The 25,866-nt window shown below is 54.3% G+C and carries 24 protein-coding genes and 1 tRNA gene; 16 read left to right on the top strand and 9 right to left on the bottom strand.

Annotated features, from left to right (window positions below; all coding sequences use genetic code 11):
• Window position 1: 1 nt before the first annotated feature.
• Complete coding sequence (locus RSDT_RS04815) at window positions 2-1,330, top strand: bifunctional folylpolyglutamate synthase/dihydrofolate synthase (RefSeq protein WP_231941804.1); 1,329 nt, start codon at window positions 2-4, stop codon at window positions 1,328-1,330.
• A gap of 274 nt (window positions 1,331-1,604) precedes the next feature.
• Here RSDT_RS04815 and RSDT_RS04810 read toward each other — a convergent pair whose 3' ends face one another.
• Together RSDT_RS04810 and RSDT_RS04805 are read right to left on the bottom strand one after the other, a co-directional pair.
• Entirely contained in the window at window positions 1,605-1,931 is a 327-nt protein-coding gene (locus tag RSDT_RS04810) for a zeta toxin family protein (RefSeq protein ID WP_408606723.1), read from the bottom strand.
• Between the two features lie 139 nt (window positions 1,932-2,070).
• On the bottom strand, window positions 2,071-2,412 hold the full coding sequence (locus RSDT_RS04805; RefSeq protein ID WP_408606722.1) for a hypothetical protein: 342 nt from the start codon (window positions 2,410-2,412) through the stop codon (window positions 2,071-2,073).
• Window positions 2,413-2,451: 39 nt separating this feature from the next.
• On the opposite strand from RSDT_RS04805, the gene RSDT_RS04800 reads away from it, so the two are divergent.
• Window positions 2,452-2,640 (top strand): hypothetical protein, encoded by a 189-nt coding sequence (locus RSDT_RS04800; RefSeq protein ID WP_096399769.1) that lies wholly within the window; start codon window positions 2,452-2,454, stop codon window positions 2,638-2,640.
• An 82-nt stretch (window positions 2,641-2,722) separates the two neighbouring features.
• Here the strand turns inward: RSDT_RS04800 and RSDT_RS04795 are convergent.
• The 3 genes from RSDT_RS04795 to RSDT_RS04785 all read right to left on the bottom strand — a co-directional run bounded on the left by RSDT_RS04795 (window position 2,723) and on the right by RSDT_RS04785 (window position 3,744).
• Window positions 2,723-2,798, bottom strand: a tRNA-Phe gene (locus RSDT_RS04795).
• A gap of 81 nt (window positions 2,799-2,879) precedes the next feature.
• Window positions 2,880-3,542 carry a Maf family nucleotide pyrophosphatase gene (locus RSDT_RS04790; protein WP_096399768.1) on the bottom strand — a complete coding sequence of 221 codons (663 nt, stop codon included), beginning with the start codon at window positions 3,540-3,542 and terminating at the stop codon, window positions 2,880-2,882.
• Window positions 3,526-3,744 carry a Trm112 family protein gene (locus RSDT_RS04785; RefSeq protein ID WP_096399767.1) on the bottom strand — a complete coding sequence of 73 codons (219 nt, stop codon included), beginning with the start codon at window positions 3,742-3,744 and terminating at the stop codon, window positions 3,526-3,528. The genes RSDT_RS04790 and RSDT_RS04785 overlap by 17 nt, the downstream gene beginning before the upstream one ends.
• Window positions 3,745-4,024: 280 nt before the next feature.
• On the opposite strand from RSDT_RS04785, the gene RSDT_RS07470 reads away from it, so the two are divergent.
• A complete protein-coding gene (locus RSDT_RS07470) occupies window positions 4,025-5,092 on the top strand; it encodes a hypothetical protein (protein ID WP_231941802.1) in 1,068 nt (355 codons plus the stop codon).
• Window positions 5,093-5,182: 90 nt separating this feature from the next.
• On the opposite strand, the gene RSDT_RS04770 is transcribed toward RSDT_RS07470, so the two are convergent.
• A complete protein-coding gene (locus RSDT_RS04770; RefSeq protein ID WP_096399766.1) occupies window positions 5,183-5,563 on the bottom strand; it encodes a RidA family protein in 381 nt (126 codons plus the stop codon).
• A 296-nt stretch (window positions 5,564-5,859) separates the two neighbouring features.
• On the opposite strand from RSDT_RS04770, the gene dpaL reads away from it, so the two are divergent.
• The 13 genes from dpaL (at window position 5,860) to yqeB (ending at window position 23,158) form a co-directional block, all read left to right on the top strand.
• A complete protein-coding gene (gene dpaL, locus RSDT_RS04765) occupies window positions 5,860-7,080 on the top strand; it encodes a diaminopropionate ammonia-lyase (RefSeq protein ID WP_096399765.1) in 1,221 nt (406 codons plus the stop codon).
• Between the two features lie 31 nt (window positions 7,081-7,111).
• On the top strand, window positions 7,112-8,323 hold the full coding sequence (locus RSDT_RS04760) for a YgeY family selenium metabolism-linked hydrolase (RefSeq protein WP_096399764.1): 1,212 nt from the start codon (window positions 7,112-7,114) through the stop codon (window positions 8,321-8,323).
• Window positions 8,324-8,334: 11 nt separating this feature from the next.
• Window positions 8,335-9,300: a carbamate kinase gene (locus RSDT_RS04755; protein ID WP_096399763.1), complete on the top strand. Its 966-nt coding sequence runs from the start codon at window positions 8,335-8,337 to the stop codon at window positions 9,298-9,300.
• 603 nt (window positions 9,301-9,903) lie between these two features.
• Window positions 9,904-11,100, top strand: coding sequence for a knotted carbamoyltransferase YgeW (gene ygeW, locus RSDT_RS04745; protein ID WP_096399761.1), 1,197 nt, complete (start codon window positions 9,904-9,906; stop codon window positions 11,098-11,100).
• Between the two features lie 72 nt (window positions 11,101-11,172).
• Window positions 11,173-12,564 (top strand): dihydropyrimidinase, encoded by a 1,392-nt coding sequence (hydA, locus tag RSDT_RS04740; RefSeq protein ID WP_096399760.1) that lies wholly within the window; start codon window positions 11,173-11,175, stop codon window positions 12,562-12,564.
• A gap of 22 nt (window positions 12,565-12,586) precedes the next feature.
• Complete coding sequence (locus tag RSDT_RS04735; protein WP_096399759.1) at window positions 12,587-13,873, top strand: amidohydrolase family protein; 1,287 nt, start codon at window positions 12,587-12,589, stop codon at window positions 13,871-13,873.
• Between the two features lie 30 nt (window positions 13,874-13,903).
• Window positions 13,904-16,573 (top strand): FAD-dependent oxidoreductase, encoded by a 2,670-nt coding sequence (locus RSDT_RS04730; RefSeq protein ID WP_096399758.1) that lies wholly within the window; start codon window positions 13,904-13,906, stop codon window positions 16,571-16,573.
• A 26-nt stretch (window positions 16,574-16,599) separates the two neighbouring features.
• Complete coding sequence (locus RSDT_RS04725) at window positions 16,600-18,057, top strand: uracil-xanthine permease family protein (RefSeq protein ID WP_096399757.1); 1,458 nt, start codon at window positions 16,600-16,602, stop codon at window positions 18,055-18,057.
• A gap of 30 nt (window positions 18,058-18,087) precedes the next feature.
• The gene (xdh, locus tag RSDT_RS04720; protein ID WP_096399756.1) at window positions 18,088-20,658 is read left to right on the top strand and encodes a selenium-dependent xanthine dehydrogenase; all 2,571 of its coding nucleotides are present in this window, start codon (window positions 18,088-18,090) and stop codon (window positions 20,656-20,658) included.
• 20 nt (window positions 20,659-20,678) lie between these two features.
• The gene (locus tag RSDT_RS07465) at window positions 20,679-21,293 is read left to right on the top strand and encodes an alginate export family protein (protein WP_231941800.1); all 615 of its coding nucleotides are present in this window, start codon (window positions 20,679-20,681) and stop codon (window positions 21,291-21,293) included.
• 28 nt (window positions 21,294-21,321) lie between these two features.
• A complete protein-coding gene (locus RSDT_RS07460; protein WP_231941798.1) occupies window positions 21,322-21,786 on the top strand; it encodes a hypothetical protein in 465 nt (154 codons plus the stop codon).
• Window positions 21,787-21,817: 31 nt separating this feature from the next.
• The gene (locus RSDT_RS07455) at window positions 21,818-22,144 is read left to right on the top strand and encodes a hypothetical protein (RefSeq protein ID WP_231941797.1); all 327 of its coding nucleotides are present in this window, start codon (window positions 21,818-21,820) and stop codon (window positions 22,142-22,144) included.
• Between the two features lie 198 nt (window positions 22,145-22,342).
• Entirely contained in the window at window positions 22,343-23,158 is an 816-nt protein-coding gene (yqeB, locus tag RSDT_RS04710) for a selenium-dependent molybdenum cofactor biosynthesis protein YqeB (RefSeq protein ID WP_197702097.1), read from the top strand.
• 140 nt (window positions 23,159-23,298) lie between these two features.
• Here yqeB and RSDT_RS04705 read toward each other — a convergent pair whose 3' ends face one another.
• The 3 genes from RSDT_RS04705 to RSDT_RS04695 all read right to left on the bottom strand — a co-directional run bounded on the left by RSDT_RS04705 (window position 23,299) and on the right by RSDT_RS04695 (window position 25,829).
• Window positions 23,299-23,694 (bottom strand): PaaI family thioesterase, encoded by a 396-nt coding sequence (locus tag RSDT_RS04705; protein ID WP_096399755.1) that lies wholly within the window; start codon window positions 23,692-23,694, stop codon window positions 23,299-23,301.
• A 12-nt stretch (window positions 23,695-23,706) separates the two neighbouring features.
• Window positions 23,707-24,618 (bottom strand): Tim44 domain-containing protein, encoded by a 912-nt coding sequence (locus tag RSDT_RS04700; RefSeq protein ID WP_096399754.1) that lies wholly within the window; start codon window positions 24,616-24,618, stop codon window positions 23,707-23,709.
• A gap of 173 nt (window positions 24,619-24,791) precedes the next feature.
• Entirely contained in the window at window positions 24,792-25,829 is a 1,038-nt protein-coding gene (locus tag RSDT_RS04695) for a DUF4198 domain-containing protein (RefSeq protein ID WP_231941794.1), read from the bottom strand.
• Between the last annotated feature and the right edge of the window lie 37 nt (window positions 25,830-25,866).

The raw sequence follows: 25,866 nt of genomic DNA, 5'->3' as shown, positions 1-25,866 counted from the left end.
TATGCGCTCCGCTGCCGACGGGCAGGAAACATTCAGACAGCACGGTTGCATGAAGGCCGTATTCAATAGTTTTCAGGAAGTTCAGGAATATCTGGCCGGTCTTGGTCTGTTTCATGTTGACTTGAGCCTTGGGCGCGTGCGGCGCGCGCTGGCTGCCTTCAAGATAACCCGGCCTCCCTTTGTGACAGTGCAGGTTCTCGGCACCAACGGCAAAGGGTCCACTGCCTCCTTTTTGGCATCGCTCTGTACTGCGCACGGTTGCCGTACCGGTTTGTACACTTCGCCGCATTTTGTTTCTCCGACGGAGCGTATCCGTGTGGACGGCTGCCCCGTGCCTGAAGACAGATGGGTTTCGGCCGCCAACAAGCTCATGCAGGCCGCCGCGGGCCTGACGTATTTTGAATGGCTGACGGTGCTGGCCTTGTTGTTGTTTATTGAGGATGGCGTTGAAGCCGCCATTCTGGAGGCGGGCATCGGAGGCCGTTATGACGCAACGACAGGCGTGGATGCGGATTTGCTCTGTTTCACGCCGATTGCTGTGGATCATCGGGAGCTGCTCGGGGCGTCCTTGCGTCAGATCGCCGGAGACAAGGCTGCAGCCGTGCGCAGCGCAGCACCTGTTGTAAGCGCCCAGCAATTTCCCGATGCGGCGCGCTGCATTTCAGAGGCGGCGCGCGCGCGCAACGCCCCGTTGTATGCGGCCGAAGCATTGTCTGAGACGTCGCCGCTGAAACCGGACATGGCCGGGCCGCATCAGCTGGTCAACGCCGGTCTGGCTCTTGCCGCGTGGCGTCATTTGGCCCCAATGCTCAAGCGGGAGGCGGACAACACGGCGAGTCAGGCAGTCGGACTCAAAAGCGCTTTTCTTCCCGGTCGGTTACAACGCGTCACCGGCACGCGGGAATACCCGGATTTGCTTCTGGACGGAGCGCACAACCCACACGGCATGCGTGCGCTGCTGAATGCCCTGCATCAGGCAGACATTCACCCGGCCTGTGCCGTGTTTTCCTGCCTTGCCGACAAGGACTGGCGGACGTCAGCGCTGATGCTGAAGCGCTGTCTCGGCAACATCCCGTTTTTTGTGCCGACTTTGCAAAACCCGCGCGCCGCGTCGGCGCAACATGTGGCCCAAGTCTGCAACACGCTGCTGTCGTCGACAACCCTGGCTGTGCATAATCTTGCCGCAGCGCTGCACGCCGCTGAAGCTGTGCGGGGAGTCAGTGCAGAGTGTCCCGTATTGCTCACAGGCTCCTTATACTTGTTGGCCGAATTTTTTACACTCTATCCCGCACTGGCGGTGCCGGCACTGTTGCCGGAGAACAGCGTATGAGCCAGGTTTTCGTGCTATACTTTTACGCCGCTTTCGTCTGTGGTGATAAGATATGTCAAGTATTCCGCCGCTGAATTGCGGACGGTGATTATAGTATTTTAGATGGTTAATGTGGTATATAACAGCACACATTCTGCCTGTTCTGCGTAATTGTTTCTGACGACCAGAGGCGTACCTGTCATTTCCGCAAATTTACGCGCATCCTGATAGTGCATTGGTGGCTATTTCTATAAATTCCCGCAATTCAGGACTCGGCGCTATCGCTTTTGGCCGCTTATCCATTATTTTCTCCAGATTGTACATAAACAGGTTGTGTGTCCGCATTATCAAAAAGAATCCAGCTACCAACAATATGTTTATACAGCGCATCAAGATTTTCAAGGCCTGCATCAAATCTTCTGCGGATAACATCCTCGGCAATCGCGTGACCGCCTTGCGCCACTCTGGCGGCAACACGGGCAATGACGGTTTCCACATCAGGCAAAGTTAGGAAAATCAAATTCACACTATAACCGGCTTCCCGCCAAGCACTGATTTTTTTGGCATAGGAGCGCCCGGCCAAAGTAGTTTCCCGGCCAAAGTTTTCGCCTTGCTCAACCAGCTTGTCAATTTTAAATAATAAAAATATGTTAATTATAAAATCAGACTTGCCCCCGCAGTTGCCCCCAATAGTTTTGCTTGGTGCGAGATAACCAGTTCAACCCCGCGTTGCACTCAGTCCAATACCGAAAAGGCATTGCTTAATGCACAAGCCATTTCCCGTTTTTATCCGCGCCGCTACGTTCTATTAACCCAAGCTTTTTCAGCCTCTGAAGGATGTTGAGGCAATATTTTACGGAAAGACCTGCGCCACCATAGCCTTGAATGCGCCGCAATAACCCGCCGACTTTATCAGGGTCAGTAATCGAGGCACGGTGTTTTCTCGGAATGGGTTTCAGTGCGGTGACAATACGGTCAGCAATATTACGGTCGGCGTAGCCGATGCCCCAGGCAAACAGACATATTACGCTGGCATCCTGCGCCAGACGGTGCGCGGTATCAATACAGCCTCGCTCCTGTGTGGGCACTATTGCTTCTACGATGTCTCTGCGTTCAAGACGTGAAAAAGGAATTTTGCCGATATGCTGATTGAGAATACGCCGATGTCAGCGAATTTTCTCTGCGGTTTTTGGTGGGCAATCCGAGTATTCTTTTTCAAACCACTGCTCGGCTACCGCCTCAAAAGTCATGGCTTCTTCACGCTCCACAGCTTTGGCGACCGCTTTTTCCTCTTTACCAACAAAAATCTGGGCTATCTATGGATTTTATGAGACGGAGCGAGATGCAGAACCTATAAAAAAGCAAGTCCCGCAAGCCTTTTGGGACATTGCGGGACCTGGTGAGATTTTTGGATGGTGCCGGGGGACAGAATTGAACTGCCGACACGTGGATTTTCAGTCCACTGCTCTACCAACTGAGCTACCCCGGCCCGTGGTCGCAAGGCGTCAAACGCCGCGCCGTAAATGGAAAAAATTTTGTATTCGTTTGTCATGGCTTTGGCAAGCATTTTTTATGCGCCGTTGGAGACGGGCGAGATAATCCCCTCGTCCAGCATCGTCCGCGCCAGCATCGTTGTCGGCAGGCCCACCACCGTACTCCAGGAGCCTTCCACACGTTCCACCAGAAAAGCCCCCTGCCCCTGAACAGCGTAGCCCCCTGCCTTGTCGTCCGATTCGTGAGTGCGCACATACGCGGCCAGCACGCTCATCGGCCATGCGTGAAAAAACACCCGGCTCGCGTCGCTGAAAACGCGACGGCGACCATCGGGCAGAAGCAGGCAGACGGCGCTGATCACCTCGTGGCTTTGGCCTGAGAGCCGTTGCAGCATGCCGAGGGCTTCCTGCGCGTCGCGCGGTTTCCCCAGAATGTCGCCGTGCAGCGCGACGACAGTGTTCGCCGCCAGAATCAGAATTTCGTCCCCGGCCGTCTGCCGCGCAACGGCCAGAGCTTTGGCGGCTGCGGCGCGCCGACAGTATGCGTCGGGCGTTTCGTCGTGTTCCGGCCGCGGCTCCACGCCTTTCGGCCATACAGACGTGAAGGGCAGCCCCCATTCATGAAGGAACTGCCGCCGCCGGGGCGATGCTGAAGCCAGAATCAGCCGCAGGCCCGGCACAAGGGTAAAAAGAGGAATTATGCCGGCTTCCCCTGGCGCAATGTCAATCCTTTCCGGCATCAGGGTGTCCTTTGTCCCATGCGACACGGGGCACGGCTTCTTCTATCAACATGACGGGTATTTCGTCGACAACGGGGTAGACGGCCTGACAGGCCGCGCAGGCGAAGCCCACGGTTTCTCCGTTGCGGCACAGTGCCGTCAAATCGCCGAGACAGCGCGGGCAGGCCAAAATTTTTAATAATTCTTCAGTGTTGATTGGCATGCTTTCTCCTTGCGTGATGCAGCATACCCTGTGACGGCGCATGCTTCAAGACCAGGAGACATGGAGATCGCATGCGATATTCGTCAGTTCAAAAAAACCTTGACTCGTGGGGGCGGGTCTGGACATGCTGTCTCAAGCACCGGCTTTGCCGGTGGTAATATGAATTGCGTGTTGCCCTCAACGACAATGGTGTCTGACTGTACAGATCATATTGCTGCCCGTCTTTTCGGAGGTTTGTAAAATCATTTCGTTCCATTTCAGCCCCGACGTTTTTTCCGCCGTGGAACTCTGGCATTCGCTCGGTGTGCCGTTGTTGCGCCTGCTCACTGGGCTTGCCGCAGGTCTGCTGGTCGCCAATCTGCTGGAAGCCCTGCACTGGACCCGCCATATAGCCAGATTGGCCGCTCCGCTGTCACGGGCCGCGCATCTGCGCGAAACGGCGGGAGCGGCTTTTGCCCTTGCCTTTGTGTCTCCCGTCGCCGCGAACGGCCTTTTGTCTGAAAAATACAACGCAGGGCTGATTTCCGGCCGTGAGTTGATGCTGGCCAATCTGTTCAACAGTCTGCCCGCATATCTTGTGCACACGCCCACCATTTTTTTGCTCATCTGGCCGGTGCTCGGGCCGCCTGCAGCGCTTTATGTGGGGCTTACTCTGCTGGCCGCCGCCGGACGCACCTGTTTTACCGTGCTGCTCGGACGATTGCTTTTGCAGCCGGTTCCTGTCCGGCCCCAAACTGCGTTTCCCGCCGACACGCCTTTTGCCTCAGTGCAGAGGGATATTGAAAATGTGAAATTGCTTTGCAGGGATTTTGCAGCAAGTCCTTGCCTTAAAATTGTCGCAGGGCGAATCCGCTCCATCGTCAAGCGGCAGTCTCAGGCCTGTTTTGCTCCGGGTGACGCGCTGCGCAGAGCCTGTCGTCGATTTGCGCAGCGCTTGCCGAAATTGTTCGGCTTTACCGCGCCGGCCTATGTGTTGATGTACGCCTTGCAGCATTGCGGCGTTTTTCATTCGGCTGAACTGTGGATAACCGACAATATGGCTTGGCTCTCTTTTCTGAAGCCGCAGGTTATGGGCATTATAGCGCTGCATCTGGCCGCGGAACTGGGGGCGGCCCTCGGGGCCGCCGGATCTGCCCTGCAAGCCGGCGGGGTGTACCCGCGCGACATTGTGCTGGCCCTGATGGTAGGGAATATTCTGTCTACGCCCATGCGGGCTTTGTGCCACCAGCTCCCTTCCTATACGGGCTTCTTCCGCCCCGGTTTGGCGCTCAGGCTTGTTCTGGCCAATCAGGGCTTACGGGCCGTCAGCATGACGCTTATGACAGTGCTGTATTATTGTTGTTCGTAGCGCAGTTTTACTTTGAGACTCTTCTTTTTTTAAGATAATAAATTGCCGCAAAGAGAGGCGAAGGGAGTGTGTGATGCCGGAAAACTGTGCTTACACAGCCGCTACAGCTTCAATCTCCACTTTCGCCCCAAGGGGAAGAGCCTTCACCGCAAAGCAGCTCCTTGCCGGGAATGGTTTGGTAAAAAACGTCGCGTACACTTCGTTCACTGCTGCAAATTCCTTGATATCAGTAAGAAAGATGGTTGTCTTCACCACTTTTGCAAGGCTTGAGCCACCCGCTTCCAGAATGTTTTTCACGTTAGTGAGCGAGTTCTTCGCCTGTTTTCTGATATCTTCGGGCATGGTCTTGGTTGCCGGATCCATGGGAAGTTGACCTGAAGTAAAAATAAGGCCCCCCACGGTGATTGCCTGTGAATAGGGTCCTACTGCGCCGGGGGCATTGCCTGTGTCGATAACTGAAAGGGTGCTCATTGTAATGCTCCTCAGATTATAGATTATTTACGCAGACGCCTGTCGGCTTTGCCCTGCGTTGAGAACGCATGTAATAGGACAGGGGGAAGCGCTTCGTCAATCTACGTTACTGTCGGCAATCAATCCTCTACAATTTTAACCATGAATGAGGCTGATAAAAATATGGCCAGTCTGGCAGATATACAACAGTATGTACAGTCTTACGCCGATGTTGTTTCCCGTGTCACGGGCATTGACGTGGCCCTATTTTTGCTTTATTCTTGTATTTTTATTAAGCTGTAACCAGCGAGGCTGTGATGTCTGTCTGGATGTACGTCAATCACGACCGCAAGACCGCAGGATCTGGTGTCAACATTGACGTCCTGTCGCCAGCATGCGCCGATACGGTACGACGCTACCACGAATCTTTCAGGGAATATAAGCAAACCCCGCTAACGTCCCTGCCCGGCCTGGCGGCAAAGTTTAAGCTTAAGAGCTTTCTGGTTAAGGACGAATCGTTCCGCTACGGGTTGAACGCTTTTAAAGTTCTTGGCGCTTCCTATGCCATGGGCAGGTTTATTGCCGACAAGGTTGGTCGCAGCATGGAGGGCATGACCCGCGAAGAGCTGTGTTTGCCCGATATTCGCCAACAGGCCGGTGACATCACCTTTATCACCACTACAGACGGCAACCACGGTCGTGGCCTCGCCTGGACGGCTAGAGAACTTGGCTACAAAGCCATTGTGTTCATGCCCGAAGGTTCGGCGCCCATACGTGTGCAAAACATCAAGGCCGAGGGTGCGGAATGTACCGTAACCCAGTTTAACTACGACGAAGCCGTGCGCATGAGTTGGGATTTGGCGCAAAAGCATGGCTATGTTATGGTGCAGGACACAGCTTGGGAAGGATATACCGAGATTCCTACTTGGATTATGCAGGGTTACATGACGTTGGCTTTTGAAGCCTTGGAGCAGATGAGGGCCGCCGGCACAATGCCCACCCACTGCTTTTTACAGGCAGGAGTCGGTTCGTTTGCCAGCGCCGTTGTCGGCTATCTGACCGCAGCGCTTGGCGATGACGCACCCAAGTTTATTATTGTCGAGCCGCATAAAGCCAACTGTATCTATACATCAGCCGTGGCGGCCGACGGCCGCCCGCACAACGTCACAGGTGATCTGCACACACTTATGGCAGGGCTTGCCTGCGGTGAACCCAACACAGTAAGCTGGGAAATACTGCGCGACTACGCAACGGCCTATGTTTCCTGCCCCGATTACATTGCAGCTAACGGCATGCGGGTGCTGGCGGCCCCTGTTGGCGGCGACAAAGTCATTATTTCCGGCGAATCCGGGGCTGTGACCACCGGCCTTGTGCAGTGGCTCATGGAGCATCCGGCAGCCGCCACCCAGCGTGAGGCGCTGGGGCTGAACAGTAATTCCTCTGTGCTGGTTGTCAGCACCGAAGGCGACACCGCCCCCGACGTATACAGAAACGTGGTCTGGTTCGGTGCCCACCCTGACAATGACTGCCAAGTATAACTACAAATGCTATGCAAGGAGAGCATGTTAAATGGATGCCAACAAAATCAATGAACTGAGCAAGAAATATCAGCCACGCATGGTAAAGTTTCTGCGCGACATGATCCGCATTCCCTCTGAAAGCTGTCAGGAAGGGGGTGTTGTCAAGCGCATTGAACAGGAAATGGTAACTGTGGGTTTTGACCGCGTGGAAATTGACAAGATGGGCAATGTCATCGGCTATCTTGGCAATGGTTCCCGTCTTATTGCCTTTGACGCGCACATTGATACAGTCGGCATTGGCGAGCGCGCCAACTGGACCTTTGACCCCTATGAGGGCTACGAAGACGAGGAAACCATCGGCGGGCGCGGCGGATCGGATCAGGAAGGCGGCATGGCTTCCATGGTATACGGCGGTCTTATCATGAAGGAACTTGGCCTTATCTCGGCTGATGTTACCGTGGCAATGGTCGGCACCGTGCAGGAAGAAGACTGCGATGGTCTGTGCTGGCAATACCTCATCAAAGAACACGGCTTGAAGCCGGAATTTGTGGTCTCCACCGAGCCCACTGACGGTGGCATTTATCGCGGACAGCGCGGGCGCATGGAAATCCGCGTGGACGTGCGCGGCGTTTCCTGCCACGGCTCTGCCCCTGAGCGCGGCGACAACGCCATTTTCAACATGGCCCACATCTTGACTGAGCTGGAAGAACTGAACAAAAGGCTCAAGGACGACGATTTTCTGGGCAAGGGCACCCTTACCGTTTCCCAGATATTTTATTCCTCGCCCTCACGCTGTGCAGTGGCTGACGGCTGTTCTATCTCTCTTGATCGTCGTCTGACCATGGGCGAAGACAAGGACTTGGCGCTTGGGCAGATTCGCGAATTGCCTTCTGTCAAAAAGCTGGGCGACAAGGCTACTGTATCCATGTACACCTACGATTCCGCTTCCTGGACAAAGCTTGTCTACCCCACAGACTGCTACTTTCCCACTTGGGTGCTGCCCAAAGACTCTGTGGTGTGCAAAGCCGCCGGAGCAGCCTACCGCGCACTGTTTAATGCCGAACCGCGTATCGACAAGTGGACATTCTCCACTAACGGCGTGTCCATCACGGGTATGTTCGGCATCCCTGTTGTTGGTTTTGGACCCGGCAAGGAAAAAGAAGCCCACGCCCCCAACGAAAAAACTTGGAAGGCAGACCTTGTGCGCTGTGCCGCCCTGTACGCTGCCCTGCCTGAAACCTATGTGCGCCGGAACAAGTAGGGCAGGCGACCATGAGTGGCAGAAATAAAAATCTGGCAGTTATCGCCATTGGCGGCAACTCTCTGATCAGTAAAAAAAACAAAAAAAGCGTTGAGGATCAGTACGACGCCATCCGCGTAACGGTGCGCCACATTGCCGATGTTATTGAATCAGGCCGCCAGGTCTGCATTACGCACGGCAATGGGCCGCAGGTGGGGTTTATCCTGTTTCGTAGCGAAATTGCCCGCAAGCAAACCGGTATGCACCCCGTGCCACTGGTTTCCTGTGTGGCAGATACCCAGGGCGCTATCGGCTGGCAGATACAGCAGGCGCTTTCCAACGAACTGCGCGACCGGGGCAACAAGGCCGCAGGCCGCGTGATAAGCCTGGTCACACAGGTGCGCGTGGATGCGGATGACCTCGGTTTTGACGCGCCGGACAAGTATGTAGGCGAGTTTTACGACGAGGCCGAATTGCCCGGACTTCAGGCTCAGCACCCTGAATGGGTACTCAAGCAGGATGTCGACCGTGGCTGGCGTCGCGTGGTGCCGAGTCCGGTGCCCAGGGAAATTGTGGAGCTTGACGCCGTTCGCGCTTTGCTTGCCGACGGTTTCAATCTCATCACCGTAGGCGGCGGGGGCATCCCCGTTGTTACCGACACCAGGAATGACCTGCGTGGTGTGGACGCTGTTATTGACAAGGATCTGGCCTCGTGTCTTTTAGCCAACGAACTGAAAGCCGGGCTGTTCGTGATATCAACGGGCGTGGAAAAGGTTTGCGTCAACTTTGGCAAACCTGACCAGAAGGAGCTTTTCAGCGTTACAGCTGCTGAAATACGCGCTTATTACGACGAAGGTCAGTTCCCGGCCGGCAGTATGGGTCCCAAAATCAAGGCCGCGCTTAACTTCCTTGATAACGGCGGGGAAGAAGTCATTATCACCAACCCGGAAAACATGAAGATTGCCATGTCAGGCAACGGCGGAACGCATATAAAGTAACGATGCATAGAGTATTTTATGGGAGATCTAGAGCAAAGTGTGTTCCGTGCATTCACTTGTATTTATTGATGATCATCAGCAAAAACGAATAATGTGCGCTGTGCTGCAGATCAACAAAAAGTCGGCAATGTCACGATTCCACTTTCTGTTCATATATGGATGAGAAGGTCTATAGTTGGATGGGAAAAGGCAAGGCAGCGGTTTTAATCAACTTAATTTTAGCTTAGTTTGTTAGGTAAATATAGTTGAGATAGGATACCTGTACCACACGACTGCTAAAGAATGAGGACAAAATTATTTTATAATTTATAAATTGAGAAATATAATGGATAATAAAAGAGAAAAATTAGTAAAATGTCTATTTTCGCGGAGAAGAGCAGCAGAAAAAGATTCTTGATCCAACCCATCATCCACGACGGTTGGCAGTGGAAGTGTGGCATGCCTAGGTGAACAGATTCCGCAAGCTTCTGGTTCACCATGAAAAATTGCATTGCACATATATAGCGTTACTTCACTTGGTATACGCGATTATCGCCTTACGGAAAATTGGAATTATTTACGAATAACTTCTAAGTTTAACATCAAATATTAGGGAGAACTGCCATGGATCGCACCCGTATTCGCGAAATGATCAAAAATCTGACCCAGCTTGACTATAGCAAAATGTACATGCACGACTTTCTGGAAACCTGGCACAAAAACGACGACGAAATTGCCGCCACATTCAAGGTCGCCGACATCTTGCGCGGTCTGCGTGAAGCGGGCATTGCCCCGCGCATTTTTGACTCTGGCCTTGGCATTTCGCTCTTTCGCGACAATTCCACCCGCACGCGCTTTTCCTTTGCCTCTGCCTGCAACCTGCTTGGCTTGACCGTGCAGGATATGGACGAGGGCAAATCGCAGATTGCCCACGGCGAAACCGTACGAGAAACCGCCAACATGGTGTCTTTTATGGCGGAAACCATCGGTATTCGTGACGACATGTTCATCGGCAAGGGCAATGCCTATATGCGCGAAGTGTCCGCTGCCCTGGAAGAGGGCTACCGCGTGGGTGTGCTGGAACAGCGCCCGACAGTCGTGGATTTGCAGTGTGATATTGACCACCCCACACAGTGCATGGCCGACATGCTGCACATCATCAACTACTATGGCGGCGTGGACAAGCTGAAGGGCAAAAAAATCGCTATGACCTGGGCATACTCTCCCTCCTACGGCAAGCCCCTTTCCGTGCCGCAGGGTGTTATCGGCCTGATGACACGTTTTGGCATGGACGTGACGCTGGCTCACCCTAAGGGCTACGATGTCATGTCCGCAGTGGAGTCCATTGCCGCTGAAAACGCCAGGGCCTCCGGCTGCACATACAAGCGCACCCATTCTATGGAAGATGCCTTTGAGGGCGCCGACATTGTCTATCCCAAAAGCTGGGCGCCGTATGCCGCCATGGAAAAACGCTCCGACCTGTACACCAAGGGCGATCAGGACGGCATTAAGAAGTTGGAGAAGGAACTGCTTGCGCAGAACACCAACTTCAAGAAATGGGAATGCACCGAAAAGCTCATGAAGAGCACCAGCAAGGGGCAGGCCCTGTACATGCACTGCCTGCCTGCCGACATTACGGGTGTTTCCTGCAAGGAAGGCGAGGTAGAGGCATCAGTATTCGACCGCTACCGCGTACCCATGTACCGCGAAGCCAGCTATAAACCCTATATCATCGCCGCCATGATCTTGCTTGCCCGCAAGGCTGACCCGGCAGACACCCTCATGCGTCTGCTTGACAGCGGCGCTCAACGCATCAAGTAAACAGATCCGCCGGCAATCCGTGGTCTTCCGACCATAGGGGCTGGGTTGCCCGCGTCACAAACGATCTATGCTATGAAAATCCTGATCAGAAACGGAACAGTGGTAACGCCCAATGAGACAGTGGAAACGGATCTGCTGCTTGCAGAAGGTCGAATTATCGCCCTAGGCCACGCTCTTAGTACTGACGGGGCAGTAATGGTGGACGCTTCCGGCAGGTACGTGCTGCCCGGTGGTGTGGACATACACACACATATAATTTTTGATATCGATGCAACCGGCCCGGACACCTACTTTGCCGGTACCATGCCCGCTGCCTGCGGCGGCACCACCACCATTGTGGATCACATGGCCTTCATGCCCGAAGGCCGCGCCCTTGAGCAGCATATAGCGGCACACCGCGCCCTTGCCGAAAACAAGGCCGCCGTGGATTACGGCTTTCATGCCGTCATGCAAAACCGTGATGAGGCGAGCCTACAACGCCTTAAGTCTTTGCCCGAGCAGGGTTACACATCCATCAAGGCTTATATGACCTATGATAATCGCCTGGACGATGAGGCTCTGTTCAAACTTTTGCGGCGAACCAATGAACTTGACATGCTGTGCGCGGTACACGCCGAAAATCACGATATAACTACCTTGTTGCGTGCCGAATGTAAGGCCAAAGGCCTTGGTGAACCGAAATGGCACGCCAAAAGCTGCCCGGCACACACAGAGGCCGAGGCCGTAAGCCGCGTGCTGCATCTGGCGGCTATGGCTGACGATGCCACCGTGTACATTGCGCATGTATCATCGGCCCTGGGCCTTGCTGAAATACGCAAGGCCAGGGCGCAAGGGCAGAAGAATATCTTTGTGGAAACCTGTACGCAGTATCTTACCCTTACAGAAGAACGTTATTGCGATAAGGAAAAGGGCCTTAACTACATCATGTCCCCGCCGTTACGCACGCAGGCGGATGTGGATGCTCTCTGGCAAGGTTTGATAAACGGCGAAATACAAACTATCGCCACGGATCATTGTTCCTTTACAACGGCAGACAAGGCGCGTGGGCGCGGCGACTTCACCCGCTGCCCCGGCGGCGCGCCCGGAATTGAAGAACGCTTTTCCCTGCTGTTTTCCGAAGGCGTTGCCAAGGGCCGACTTTCCCTGAACGCCTTTGCCACCCTTATTGCCGCAAATCCGGCAAAACTCACCGGGCTGTATCCGAAAAAAGGCGCCCTCGTGCCAGGTTCCGATGCAGATTTTATTATTCTGGATCCAGGGTTCAACCCAGCAACCGAATACACCTTGTCGGCCTCAGACCTGCATGGCCCCTCGGATTATTCTGTCTATGAGGGCTTTAAGCTCACAGGCCGTATTGAAGCGGTGTATTTACGCGGTAGCTGTATCGTTCACAACAGCACCTATCTGGGTAAGCCCGGCGACGGGCAGTTTATGCAGCGGGGGCGCAACATGTTTCCAGGTTGATTTTGTAATTTTAGAGATATAAATGCTATACTTACGCAATGCCAGATATCTCGACAGTGTCACCTTTGCCTTTTTTGAGGGCAACATTGCCGTGGAAGAAGGCAAAAACGGCGACATACGCTTGGACGTGGTCATTCCGCCCTTGCCGGAACGTAACGTGGGTGATCGCGAGTTCGATTGCAAGGGGCAACTCGTCATGCGGGCCCTTTCCTGCGGTCATCATCATATCTATTCCATACTCTCACGGGGTATGCCGCCCCTGCCAAGAACACCGCAGAACTTCAACGAAATGCTGGAGCTTGTGTGGTGGCGGCTCGACAAGTGCCTTGATAACGACATGACCTATGCCTCGGCACTGGCTGCCGGACTTTTTATGGCAAAGAACGGCGTGGTTTTTTGCATTGACCACCATGCCTCGCCGCTGGCGGCTGACGGCTCCCTTTCAGCCATATCCAAGGCTTTTGAGCAAATCGGCATAGGGCATCTGCTCTGCCACGAGACCTCTGACCGTGACGGCATAGACATTGCCATGAAAAGCCTTGCCGAGCACGAGCGTTTCTTTGCCGCAGGCGGCAAAGGGCATGTGGGGCTGCATGCCTCCTTCACCGTGTCCGACGACACATTAAAAGCCGCCGTTGCCCTGGCGCAGCAGTACGATACCGGCATTCACATCCATGTGGCCGAGGCCAGGTCCGATCAGAAACACTGCCTTGCCACCTACGGCAAAACAGTGGTGCAGCGGATGAAGGATGCGGGCGTGCTGGATATGCCCAAAACCATTCTGGGGCATTGCGTGCATGTGAGTGAGGAAGACAAGGCCATCTTGGCCGCCTCGCCTGTCTGGATAGCCCAGAATGTCGAATCCAACATGAACAATAACGTGGGGCTTGGCGATTACAGCTTCAGCAAAAACGTCATGTTCGGCACAGACGGCATGCATTCCGACATGATTCGCTCTGCCCAGGCAGCCTATTTCACAGGCGTGATGACAGAAGGGCAAACTCTTGACGGGGCTTACAAGCGTTTGCGCAACGTCCACCGCCACACTGCTTTGCACGGGCCTGTGGGCGATGGGGCCAACAATCTCATAATTTTTAATTACGACAGTCCGACTCCGCTTATACCGGACTTGTCCCACGGCAACGTGCTTGGGCACTTCTTTTACGGTCTTTCGGCAAAAAACGTCAGCACTGTGGTGAGCCGGGGCAAAATTATTGTGGAAAATTGCCGGCTTGTCAGTGGCGATGAAGAAGAAATTTTAGCCGCAGCCTGCGAGCAGGGCAAGCGGCTGTGGGAAAAGTTGAGGTAGGCCGACATTAAAATTTTAACGGAGGGGACAATGGCCAGCGATCACATGCACGGCTTGAGCGCTGAACAGTTGCTGAAATGGATTTTGGACGATCTTGAAAGAGGTTCTGTTTTCGGTATCGTAAAAGACCTCTTCTTTATCCCCAAGGCTGATGACCCTTTCCGCATGAAGCGGTATAATGTCACCTTGGAAACCCCGCTGGGCGTGGCCGCCGGCCCACATAGCCAGATGGCCCAGAACATCGTCGCCGCGTGGTTCTGCGGAGCGCGTTACATGGAACTGAAAACCGTGCAGGTGCTTGATGCAATCACGGTGACAAAGCCCTGTATTGATATGGAAGATGAAGGCTACAACTGTGAGTGGTCGCAGGAGCTTAGCCTTGATAACAGCTATGACGAGTATCTGAAGGCCTGGATTTTGCTGCACATCCTGCACCACCGTATGGGCTTTGTGGGTAAACCCGGCATGATTTTCAACATGAGCGTCGGCTACAGTATGGAGGGTATTTTAAACCCGAAAGTGCAGCGTTTTTTGGACAGCATGCAGGATGCTTCCAAAGATGTGCAGGCCATAAAGCAGCGACTTGCACCGCTTTACCCCGCTGTGGCTGATATTGATATCCCGGGCTGCATTAGTGATAACCTTACCATTTCCTGTATGCACGGCTGCCCGCCCGATGAGGTGGAAAAAATAACCCTGTATTTCATTAAAGAGTGCAAACTCAACACCACGCTCAAGATGAACCCCACCCTGCTTGGGCCAAACTGTCTGCGCGGTATTTTGAACAACACATTGGGTTATAAAGTGGAAGTGCCGGACATTGCCTTTGAGCACGACCTTCCTTACGAGGAAGCCCTGCGCATCATCAAAAGCTGCCGCGAGGCCGGAGTAAGGGTCGGCAAGCCGTTCTCTATCAAGCTTACCAACACCCTTGAAACCATAAATGCGGAGCAAAATCTGCCGGACAGTGAAAAAATGGTCTACATGAGCGGCAGGTCTTTGCATCCCCTCTCCATTGCCGTGGCTGAGCGTCTGCAAAAAGACTTTGCCGGCGGTCTGGATATTTCTTTCTGTGCAGGCGTGGATGCGTTGAATGTGGCTGACACCCTTGCCTGCGGCTTCACTCCGATCACCATGTGTTCTGACCTTCTGAAACCCGGTGGATACGGACGCTTGGCGCAGTATATCTTTAACTTGCGCCAGGCATTGAAGGATGCCAAGGCCAACAGCATTGAAGCCTTTATTGTAAGCAGGGCCAAGGCCGGCGGGCACAAGTCAGCCATACTGAAAAATCTTGAAGCCTATGCAACGCAGGTTACCGCAGAAAGCTCACGCTACGCCAAGGCCGGCGGTTCCGGAGATGTGAAAAACTCTTGTCCGTTGCCGGTACTTGACTGCGCTGCCGCGCCCTGCATGAGCGCCTGCCCTGCACAGCAGCCCGTGCCCGCCTATCTTGCACATGCGGCATCAGGTGATCTGGATGGTGCACTTAAGGCCGTTTATACCACCAACCCTTTCCCGAATGTGCTCGGCAAGATGTGCAATCAGGTCTGCAGATCAAAGTGCATGCGCGGTCATTACGATGAAGGTTTGCACATTCGCGATATCAAGCGCTGCGCGGCAGAGCAGAGTAAGGGCAAAGCCGTAAAGCCGGCTCCTTTCAACGGGCGCATGGTCGCCGTGGTCGGCGGTGGGGTAGCCGGGCTTACCTGTGCGTACTATCTGGCGCTTTCCGGCTGCAAGGTCAGCGTGTATGAGGCAACCGACGCACTCGGCGGGTATATTCTGAGTAAGATGACCCGCGAGGCAGAGCGTATTGCCAAGGATGTAGACGCCATATTGGCCCTTGGGGTGAAGGTGCACATCAATCACCGTGTAGATGAAGCAATGGACAAGCTCAAAGCATCCTGCTCAGCTGTGTACAACGCGACTACAGGAAGCAGACTTTCTCTGGTTGAATCAGTAGGTTGCGGCAGGCGTGCGGCAATGGACATTTTATCCAGATTGGAAATTATTCCGCTGGTCCAATCCACACACAGCACAGGTCTTGATTACACTGCCCTGCGCGCAAAGCAGGCATATCGTGTTGCGCCTCACGGTAAAACCACAGCTTGTGAGAACGCAGCCGAAGAAGCGGATCGCTGTCTTCAGTGCGATCGTTACTGCGGTATCTGCGTTAGTGTGTGTCCCAACAGGGCAAATGTGCTGTTTGCTTCGCAAATACGCTCATACCCCATGCAGGAGGCCGTGCGCGCCAAGGAAGGAGTGCGCATAGTTACCGTAGCTCAGGGGAGCGTGCGTCTGCCCTGGCAGGTGGTGAATCTGGGTGATTTCTGCAACGAATGTGGCAACTGTGAGGCCTTTTGCCCCTCTATGGATGCGCCTTATCGCATAAAATACCGTCTGCACCTCTCGGAAAAATCCTTTTCTGCAGATCAAAACGGCCTTTTGCGCCTCTCAGCCACAGTCACCGAAGGCAAGCGTCAGGGCGAGAACTTTAGTCTGTGCGCTGAACCTGACGTGTATGTCTACAAAGACAGGCATATGCGCGTGAAGCTCGACAGGCTTAGTCTTGCCGCGCTTGAAGTGGAACTTCTAGACAAAAAAGCCTCATCCGCTTCGCTTTTGCAGGCCGTTCAGGCGGTCATTTTTTCAGAACTCACGGCTGGCACATCCACTGTATGCGCGGCCTTACAATAATAACCTCTAGATAGCAGGATATCTATATGGAAAACAAGCCGTCACCTCCACAACCTGTCAGCGAACTTATCTATCCTTTGGATGCCAATCCGCCTTTTGGCGTAACCGTGCTTGCCGCCGTCCAGCACATCCTGGCCATGATCATCGGCGTTATGACGCCACCGCTGATTGTGGCGAACGCTTTCGGAGCTCCTGCTGACGCTGTGGCCTACCTTGTCAGTATATCGCTCTTTTTTGCGGGAGCGAGTATTATTGTACAGGTAAGCCGACCTTTCGGCATCGGCTCCGGCATGCTCAACGTGCAGGCCACTTCCTTTGCCTTTCCTGCCACGCTTATCTCCATAGGCATGGCCTTTATGCAGACTCAGGGCATGACCTGGGACGAAACCCTGTGTACCCTTTTCGGCGTCTGCTTTGTCGGCTCTTTCTGGTTGACTTTGGGCGCGTACGCCATCGTATATCTGCGCAAGATAATCACTCACACCGTTGCCGGTGTTACCGTGCTCATGATCGGCGTTTCCCTTGTCAAGGTGGGCGCGGTTGATCTTGGCGGCGGTTTTGCTTCCATGAAAGCCGGCACCTACGGCAATTTGAGCAATCTTTTGCTGGGAGGCATCGTTATTTTGTCCGTGGTGTTTGTCAACCGTCTGAAAAATCCTATTTTCCGCATGTGCTCGCTGGTGCTTGGTATGGGCATGGGTTTTCTGGCTGCAATAATCATGGGCAAGGTAGACTGGAGCATTTTAACCAGTCCGCGCAGCTATTTTATGGTGCCCGTGCCCTTCAAATTTGGCTTCTTCGGCTTTGACTGGGAAGCCTTCGGGATATGTTCCTTCATCTTCCTTGTGCTCATTATTGAGGCCATTGGCGACATTACGGCAACAGCCTCAGTGTCGGAGCAGCCCACGCGCGGCTCCGTATACCGCAGCCGTCTTAAGGGCGGCATATTGTGCGGCGGCGTGTTCTCGGCCCTGGCTGCCGTGTTTGGCGGTTTCCCACAGATTACCTTTGCCCAGAATAATGGCGTTATTCAGCTTTCAGGCGTTGCCAGCCGCAAGGTTGGTCGTTTTTGCGGTGTGCTGTTCATGCTGTTTGCCATCTTCCCGGTGGTGGTGGTAATATTTGAACTGTTGCCGCGTCCGGTGCTTGGCGGGGCACTGGTTGTGCTGTTTGGCACCATTGCCACCTCAGGCATACGCATTTTGGCGGAAAATGGCGTGAACAGGCGTGAAAGCATTGTCATTGCCACGGCTATCGGTGTTGGGCTTGTTTCTATGTTGACGCCCGATATTTTTGCCAACATGCCGCAGTTCTTTAAAATATTCTTTTATTCCCCGGTGGTTTCGGGCGGCGTTACAGCCATGATTGTACACCAGATATTGCCCAAGCCGCCGATTGTTGCTGAGGAAGATGAAGAAGACGAGGCCGAGGCCCATCCTATTCAGGAAATGTACATCAAAGAACTCAGGGAAGAAGAGCGTTGAGTAGGCCTTATTTAGGAACAGGAGACAGCTGTGGCTACATTTACAGTGAACGGTAAGGCCGTAAGTACCAATAACGACAGCAAGAAGCTTTTGGCTTTTTTGCGGGAAGATTTACGGCTTATTTCCGTTAAAAACGGCTGTGGTGCGGGTGCCTGCGGCACTTGCACGGTGCTTGTTGACGGCAAGACCACCAGTGCCTGCATACCGACTGTGGGCAAGATGGAAAGTAAAAGCGTCATCACTGTGGAGGGCTTAAACCAAAGAGAAAAAGACGTCTACGCTTATGCCTTTGCCAAAGCCGGGGCGGTGCAGTGCGGTTTTTGTATTCCCGGCATGGTTATCAGCGCCAAGGGGCTTTTGGATACTACGCCAGACCCCACGCGCGAGGATGTGAAAAAGGCTCTGCGCGGGAATATCTGTCGCTGCACAGGCTATGTGAAGATTGAAGACGCCGTGCTTCTGGCGGCGGAGATGTTCAAGAAAAATAAGCCCATTCCTGATGTGGATCATAAAGGTGGACTTGGCGAAAATCTCCTTCGCCTGGACGCGAAGGAAAAGACTCTGGGCTACGGAGAATATGTGGATGACCTCGTCTTTGAAGACATGCTCTATGCCAAGGCTCTGCGCACAAAATATCCCAGAGCGAAAGTGCTCAGTATGGATACGGAAAAGGCGGCACGACACCCTGAGGCCGTGCGTATCATCACCGCCAGCGACATTCCCGGCAAGAAGAAGCTGGGACATCTGGTCAAGGACTGGGACGCACTGATAGCCGTTGGTGAAACAACCCGCTATGTGGGTGATTCCGTGGCACTGGCTGTAACCGAAAACAGGGAAGCGCTTGATGAGGTACTGGGCCTTATTGAGGTGGAATATGAGGAATTAAAACCTCTTGCTTCGCCTGCGGAATCCCTTGCCCCTGGTGCGCCGCTCATACACGAGTCCGGCAACCTGTTGCGTGAGGAAATACTGGACAAGGGGGATGCCGATGCTGCCATTGCCGGAGCTGAGCATGTGGTGAGCAGGCACTATTCCCTGCCCTTTACCGAGCATGCATTTATGGAGCCGGAGTGTGCCGTTGCCATGCCCGAAGACGATGGTATTTTAGTGTATACCGGCGGACAGAGCATTTATGACGAGCAGCACGAGATATCGGATCTGCTCGGCCTGCCGCACGAGAAGGTGCATGTACATTCGCAGCTTGTAGGCGGCGGCTTTGGCGGTAAGGAAGATATGGCGGTGCAGCACCATGCGGCACTGGCTGCCTGGATAGTGAAAAAGCCGGTCAAGGTCAGACTTTCCCGTCAGGAAAGCCTGATGGTTCACCCCAAGCGTCATGCCATGGAAATAGACTGCACCACAGCCTGCGATGAAGACGGCATCATTCTTGGAGCAAAATTCACAATCATTTCAGACACGGGGGCATATGCCTCACTGGGTGGGCCGGTATTGCAGCGGGCCTGTACGCACGCAGGTGGGCCGTACAACTTCCAGAATTTCCATGTGGTTGGCAGGGCTGCGTACACCAACAACGTGCCTGGTGGAGCTTTCCGGGGTTTTGGCGTAACGCAGTCGGCCTTTGCCATGGAATGTAACCTCAACCTGCTTGCCGAGATAGTGGGTATTTCACCCTGGGAAATACGCTACCGCAATGCCGTGCGTCCGGGGCAGGTGCTGCCCAACGGGCAGATTGCCGACGATTCCACGGGTGTTGTGCAGTGCCTTGAGGCTGTGAAAGAGGTCTATGAGAGTGCCCGGTACGCTGGCATTGCCTCTTGCTTCAAGAATGCGGGCGTTGGCGTTGGCATACCCGATACCGGGCGCTGCATCATTTCCATTGAGCAAGGCAAGCTGCATATCCGATGCTCTGCGGCCTGCATAGGGCAGGGCATGGCAACGGTCATGGTGCAGATGGCCTGTGAAACAACCGGGCTTGCGCCGGATATGTTCATTGTGGAACCGCCGGACACGCGCCGTACCCCCAATTCAGGTACTACCACGGCTTCGCGTCAGACGCTCGTCAGCGGTGAAGCGGTGACCAGGGCATCCGGGATGGTCAGGGTGGAGCTGGATGCCGGCAAAACTCTGGCTGATCTGGAAGGCAGGGAATTCTATGCGGAATATGTTGCCGAAACCGACCCCATGGGCAGCCCGAAGCCAAATCCTGTAAGCCATGTGGCCTACGGTTATGCCGCTCAGGTGGTGCGTCTGGACGAGCAGGGCAAGGTTATAGATGTAACCGCTGCCTATGATGTGGGGCGTGTGGTCAACCCGAAAGCTGCCGAGGGACAGATTGAAGGCGGCGTCGCTATGGGTCTTGGCTATGCCTTAACCGAGGACTTCCCTGTGGAAGGCGGCTATATCAAGGCCAGATACGGCACATTGGGGCTTTTCAGGGCAACCGAAACCCCGCCCATCATCGTGCGGATCATGCATCAAAAGCACTTTGGTCCCTTTGCTTACGGCGCCAAAGGTACGGGCGAGCTTGCCTGCATCCCCACAGCTCCGGCTGTGCAGGGGGCCTATTACAAGTTGGATAAGGTGTTCCGCACAAAGCTGCCGCTTGAAAACACCTTTTATAGAAAACCTAAAAACAGATAACCAGTGAATGGGTGGAAGTAATGAAAAAAATTGCGACGCTACTGCTGGCAGCCGGACTTGTGTTTGGTGCAACAACAGGCGCAAGTGCCGTTGACTTCAAAGTCAAGGGCGAATGGATCATGAGTTTTGACTACGGGCAAAACGGCAGGATTACCGGCGGCAACGGCGGTACCGGCTGGAACAACAGGGGTAGTGCCGGCGCTTCCGATGAGTTCGAGGCCGTGCAGCGCGTACGTGTGCGCTTGGACGCCGTAGCATCGGAATCCCTGTCCGGTACCGTGCATTTTGAAATAGGCGACTCGACCTGGGGCAGCAACAGAGTGGGCGTGAACAGCAGCGAAGGCGGCGCACTTGGTTCTGACGGTCATCCCGTGGAATTGAAGAATTCCTACATCGACTGGACGCCCCCGAACACCGATTTGAAGATCCGCATGGGTATTCAGAGCATAAAGCTGCCGAGTTTCACCACCGGGTCACAGGTATTCAACCATGACGCGGCCGGTATTACGGCAAGTTACACGTTCAACGACAACGTGGCTCTGACAGGTTTCTGGGCACGTGCGTATAATGACAACCTTGGAGATGGCAATATCTTGGGCCACCATGTATGCAAACGCTTACCTTTGACGGCGTGAAAGTAAGCCCCTGGGTGATGGCGGCATCGTGGGCCCTAACTCCGGCGGATACCATTTTGTCGGTACTCCCGGTGCTGCCGCTGGCGACATCAGGGCAGGCATGGTTCCTGTGGGTGGCGCGTACCGCAAGGACGGCACCCTTGCTGGCAAGTATCTGCAAAGTTACGGCAGTGCTTTTTGGGGAGGCGCGACCGGTGCTGCCGCCGTATGGGATCCTTTCTGCATTGCCTTTGATGTGAACTATGGTGCAATAACGTGGGGAGAAGACGGTCGTTTAAACCGCAGTGGCTGGCTGGCCTCCCTGCTGTTTGAATACAAGCTCGACTGGGCTGCTCCGGTATCTACGGCTGGTATTCCACAGGCGATGACAGCGACCCAAGCAACGGTTCCGAGCGTATGCCCACGTTCTCAACCATTCACACCAACAACGGCTTTTCCTCCTTTGCCTTCAACGGTCAGCCCTGGATTCCTGAAGGCGGGCGCGACAACGTGATAGGCAGAACCATGACAAGGCTACCTGGGGTGTGGGTGTGTATTTGAAGGATATAAGCTTTATTGACGATCTCAAGCACACGTTCCGCGTGAACTACATCGGCGGCAGCAACTCACCGGCCTTTGCGCGCCGCTATCTTGCCGGCAATAATCCCGACAACGGCAGGAGTGCCGTCCTTGACAACATATCCGGCCCCAATGCCTATGGGTTGGGCATGGATCCGCTGTATCTGACCACGAGGGACAGCGCGTTTGAAATTGGACTGGCTAACGAATACCAAGTGTATGAAAATTTTCAAATATACTTTGAAGGTTCCTACTTGGCTACCTTTATTGACAAAAATGAACGGCAAAAGTGATCAGGTGCGTGATCCCTGGAATATTAACCTGACCTTTATTTACTCATTCTAATCGGGTCAGCCGAACTGATAACAGGGGTACCCGTAAACGGTACCGGAGAGATTCGTTTTTTAATGATTTTGTATCAGTAATTCCATTGTTCTTGTTTAACAAAAATATCAGAATCATCACAAGGGCGAAATTCTCCGGTACCGACTATGAGCAACAAAATGGATTTAAATGCCTGCCGCCTTGTTATCAAGGGCGGGGGCGAAATGGCAAGCGGCATAGCCGTGCGCCTGTACAGGGCAGGCTTGCGCGAAATCCTGTTGTTGGAAGCGCCGGCTCCTTTGGCAGTACGCCGCACGGTAAGTTTTTGCGAGGCCGTATACGATGGTGAGCAAGAGGTGGAAGGTGTCTTGGCCCGACGTGAGCAGAACCGCGAAGAGATTGCCGCCTTGTGGCGGCAGGGCATTATCGCCGTGGCTGTTGATCCCGACTGGAAGTTGCTTGGGCAGATACGGCCGCATGTATGTGTGGATGCGATTTTAGCCAAGCGCAACACGGGCACGGCTCTTTCCGATGCACCGCTCACACTGGGCATTGGGCCCGGCTTTACGGCGAGAGTGGACGCTCACGCCGTCATTGAGTCCAACCGGGGGCACAATCTGGGGCGCGTGTACACCGAAGGTTCGGCGCAGGCCGATACCTGTATCCCCGGCGATATTGGCGGCTATACCGTGGAGCGCGTACTGCGCGCGCCAGAAGATGGCATAACGCGTGCGCACAGGAAAATCGGTGAACTTGTGCGGGCCGGAGATGCAGTGCTCAACGTGGGCACAACGCCCGTTACAGCACAGATTGACGGCGTGGTGCGCGGACTTGTCCGTTCAGGGGTGTCGGTAACAAAGAGAACCAAGGTTGGAGACATAGACCCGAGGGGAAATGCAGAATTTTGCTGCACTGTGTCGGAGAAAGCGCGAGCGCTGGGCGGGGCGGTTTTGGAAGCAATCTGCACTTTTATAACGAATTGACCCCGCACCAGCGAAAATCTCACCAGAGCATTTTGCTGTTGAGAACATTCACCTATATTCTCGTAATATTGTCCAGGGTGATCAAGGAGGTAAATAACGTGTTGCGAAAGAATATTGCCGGTTACAGATATTTGTTCTGTCTATTTCGGTAACGGCACATCAGTCAGAAAGCCGGACGACATGCATTTTGCTATCATCGCGCCTGAACCGTCAAAAATTTCGACGTCATAGGTTACGATATGCCGGCCTGCGCGCACCATCTTGGCTTCCGCCACAAGCGGGCCGGTCTTTCCCGGCCGTAGAAACTCAATATTTGTGCTGAGGCTGACGACAGCTGTTTTTGTATCTGCATTCGCGGCCGCGCCGAAGGCAACGTCGGCCAGTGAAAAAATAGCGCCGCCGTGGGCTATGCCCATGCCGTTTCTGTGGTGTTCCGTAAGGGGCATGCTGATCTTTGCGTAATCCTTGCGCACCTCGTTAATACTCATGTTAAGATGGCGCACAAGTTTGTCATGGTCAGCAACGTAATTTTTCATTGTTCGCTCCCGTCATGCAACCTGCTGTATGCCGTCCAGTTTCCATGCGTCGTTTTCTGTCGTCCGCACAAAATGCCAGACCTCACGCGTGGACGACGGGGCATCCTGATCTTGGTTTTCGCGCATGAGCACGTCAAAAAACACTTCGGCGCGTTCGTCGTTGCCGTCGGTTTCAATGTGCAACAAATAGGCGTTGACGAGAAGCAGCTCTGTGGTTGACGGCTTCGGGTCTTCTTCCATCTGTCCGCGCACGGCCGCGATCACGGCCGGTGTGGCAAATTCGGCTATATCTTCAAGGTCGCGTTTGTCCCACGCGCTTTGCAGGCGTCTATAGGCCATTTTTGCCCCGCGCAGAAATTCTTCCGTATTAAAACCTGCAGGCACGCCGTGAGGCATGCCTGCATCGGCCTGCGCGTCGTCCCGGCCTGTGTCGCGCAACCGTTCCCAGCCGGCGTCGCCATATGTTGGGACGTTGTTTTGCTGCGGCATGGAAGAAGGGGAGGTTGCGGCATATGCCGACGCCTTCTGCTGTCTCGCGTCTGCCGTTTTTGCGCGCGCGCGCGCAAAAAGTTTGAGGCAGAAGTACAGCAGCAGACCGAAAATTAGAATATCCAAAAAACCGCCGCCTGCGAAGCCGTGGCCGAAAAGCATGGAACCTATGAGCGTGCCCGCCAGGAGTCCGCCGAACAGGCCGCCCATGCCGTGCCGCTGCATGGCTGTGGGGGGTACCCCCTTTGACGGCGCGCTCTGCGTTGAAGGAGTCTGACGCGTCATGCCGGGCACGGGAGCCGGCCGGCTCATAAAGGGTTTGCCGCCGAAGGAGCGGCCGCCGCCCAAACGCGCCGCTTCAGCAGTTTCCGACAGGCAAAGTGCGCAAGTTGCGAAGAACAGAAAAAAGAAAATCAGAATGCTGTGTGTTTTCATGCGCTGTCCTGGTAAAAAAATGTTTCTTTTTGATTATATAAATTCGGGCGTCTAAAAGCAAGAAGGTTATTCTGAATTATGCTCAGCTGACTATATAATATTATTGATAATTTAAAATGACAGCGAATTTGTCCGCTTCTGTTGACCACAGATTTTTTGTGGAGAAGCCGTTTTCAGCGTTTGTGGGGTTCCGTAACCTGACCGTCCACATAAAACCATAACAGCGCTCCGAGTTCGAGGGCGCGCGGCCTGCCGTCCGGACCCCGCAGGGGCTCTCCCTCTGTCAGGGCCATACAGCACCACCAGCCCGGCTGGTTGAGCACTGAGGCAAACTGGCCGGCGGCGTCGGTCACGGCAACCAGCTCTTCATGCCATGGGGTGGGGGCGGTGCTTTTGTCCGTGTTGATGCGGGCAAGGCGCATGGTTGTATTGGACAGGGGCGCGCCGTTCAGGAGCACGCGGCCGGCAAAGAGCGCAGGCGAGGCGAGGCCGAAGGGGCGGGTCAGCGGCTGTATTTCAAAACGTTGTCCCACAGGGGAGTCCCATCCGCGTTCCACGCCGTGCACGGGCAGCATTGTTTTGACAAAATGCTGCAGAAAACGCTCCCGCGTTGCATCCCACCAAGGGCGGGCCTCAATGATGAATTGATAGAGGCCCGGCTTGTCAAAGGCCACGTTGGCCCCCCATGCCTTCTGGTCCAGATAGCGTATTGCCTCCATATCGCCGAGGAGATCGCGTCGTTCAGGCTGCAGGACTCCGTCTTTGACAGACATTGCGTTGTCATAGCGCAACACGGCGAAGAGCCGGGGCATGTCCATAACCATGGCCTCCCTGTTGAACGGGTGTATCATGGTGATCAGCACGTCCGCTTCTTCGGCGATGTTTGCTTCGGAGGAGGCATCGTCGGACTGCGGAGCCTGGGTGAGAGGAATCTCGTCGGGGCGTTGCGTTGTCTGTAGTGTTTTTGATTCTGCGGCGGAAGAAGTTTGCGTGGATTTTGCCTTGGGCTGTGCGTTTTTTTCCGCCGTCTTTTGGGCGTGTTCGCCGGTGACTGCAGGGGCTTCCACATTGGTGCGGCTCGGCACAAGCAACGTTACCTGCGCCCACGCTGCAGCGGCGGATAAAAGACAGCAAATCACCCCGGAAAGGACGAGCGCCGCAACACGGTGTCTTTCGGACAGATGCGGCATGACAAAACAGGCGACTGGCATACAACCCTCTGGTGTTTGTAGAGTGCAGTAAAGTGGA

Source organism: Candidatus Desulfovibrio trichonymphae, assembly GCF_002355955.1.
In the GTDB taxonomy this organism is placed as follows: domain Bacteria; phylum Desulfobacterota; class Desulfovibrionia; order Desulfovibrionales; family Desulfovibrionaceae; genus Desulfovibrio; species Desulfovibrio trichonymphae.
The sequence above is the reverse complement of the archived record's forward strand: the minus strand, read 5'-3'. Positions and strand labels throughout refer to the sequence as shown.

Bases quoted from the DNA above. Each gene is read 5' to 3' on its own strand.
- RSDT_RS04700 (WP_096399754.1), bottom strand. From the start codon at position 24,618: ATGAAAACACACAGCATTCTGATTTTCTTTTTTCTGTTCTTCGCAACT.
- RSDT_RS04770 (WP_096399766.1), bottom strand. From the start codon at position 5,563: ATGAGCACCCTTTCAGTTATCGACACAGGCAATGCCCCCGGCGCAGTA.
- RSDT_RS04815 (WP_231941804.1), top strand. From the start codon at position 2: ATGCGCTCCGCTGCCGACGGGCAGGAAACATTCAGACAGCACGGTTGC.
- RSDT_RS04730 (WP_096399758.1), top strand. From the start codon at position 13,904: ATGGCCAGCGATCACATGCACGGCTTGAGCGCTGAACAGTTGCTGAAA.
- hydA (WP_096399760.1), top strand. From the start codon at position 11,173: ATGAAAATCCTGATCAGAAACGGAACAGTGGTAACGCCCAATGAGACA.
- RSDT_RS07465 (WP_231941800.1), top strand. From the start codon at position 20,679: ATGAAAAAAATTGCGACGCTACTGCTGGCAGCCGGACTTGTGTTTGGT.
- RSDT_RS04735 (WP_096399759.1), top strand. From the start codon at position 12,587: ATGCTATACTTACGCAATGCCAGATATCTCGACAGTGTCACCTTTGCC.
- RSDT_RS04790 (WP_096399768.1), bottom strand. From the start codon at position 3,542: ATGCCGGAAAGGATTGACATTGCGCCAGGGGAAGCCGGCATAATTCCT.
- yqeB (WP_197702097.1), top strand. From the start codon at position 22,343: ATGAGCAACAAAATGGATTTAAATGCCTGCCGCCTTGTTATCAAGGGC.
- dpaL (WP_096399765.1), top strand. From the start codon at position 5,860: ATGTCTGTCTGGATGTACGTCAATCACGACCGCAAGACCGCAGGATCT.
- RSDT_RS04785 (WP_096399767.1), bottom strand. From the start codon at position 3,744: ATGCCAATCAACACTGAAGAATTATTAAAAATTTTGGCCTGCCCGCGC.
- RSDT_RS04695 (WP_231941794.1), bottom strand. From the start codon at position 25,829: ATGCCAGTCGCCTGTTTTGTCATGCCGCATCTGTCCGAAAGACACCGT.
- RSDT_RS04705 (WP_096399755.1), bottom strand. From the start codon at position 23,694: ATGAAAAATTACGTTGCTGACCATGACAAACTTGTGCGCCATCTTAAC.
- RSDT_RS04725 (WP_096399757.1), top strand. From the start codon at position 16,600: ATGGAAAACAAGCCGTCACCTCCACAACCTGTCAGCGAACTTATCTAT.
- RSDT_RS04755 (WP_096399763.1), top strand. From the start codon at position 8,335: ATGAGTGGCAGAAATAAAAATCTGGCAGTTATCGCCATTGGCGGCAAC.
- RSDT_RS04760 (WP_096399764.1), top strand. From the start codon at position 7,112: ATGGATGCCAACAAAATCAATGAACTGAGCAAGAAATATCAGCCACGC.
- RSDT_RS04800 (WP_096399769.1), top strand. From the start codon at position 2,452: ATGCTGATTGAGAATACGCCGATGTCAGCGAATTTTCTCTGCGGTTTT.
- ygeW (WP_096399761.1), top strand. From the start codon at position 9,904: ATGGATCGCACCCGTATTCGCGAAATGATCAAAAATCTGACCCAGCTT.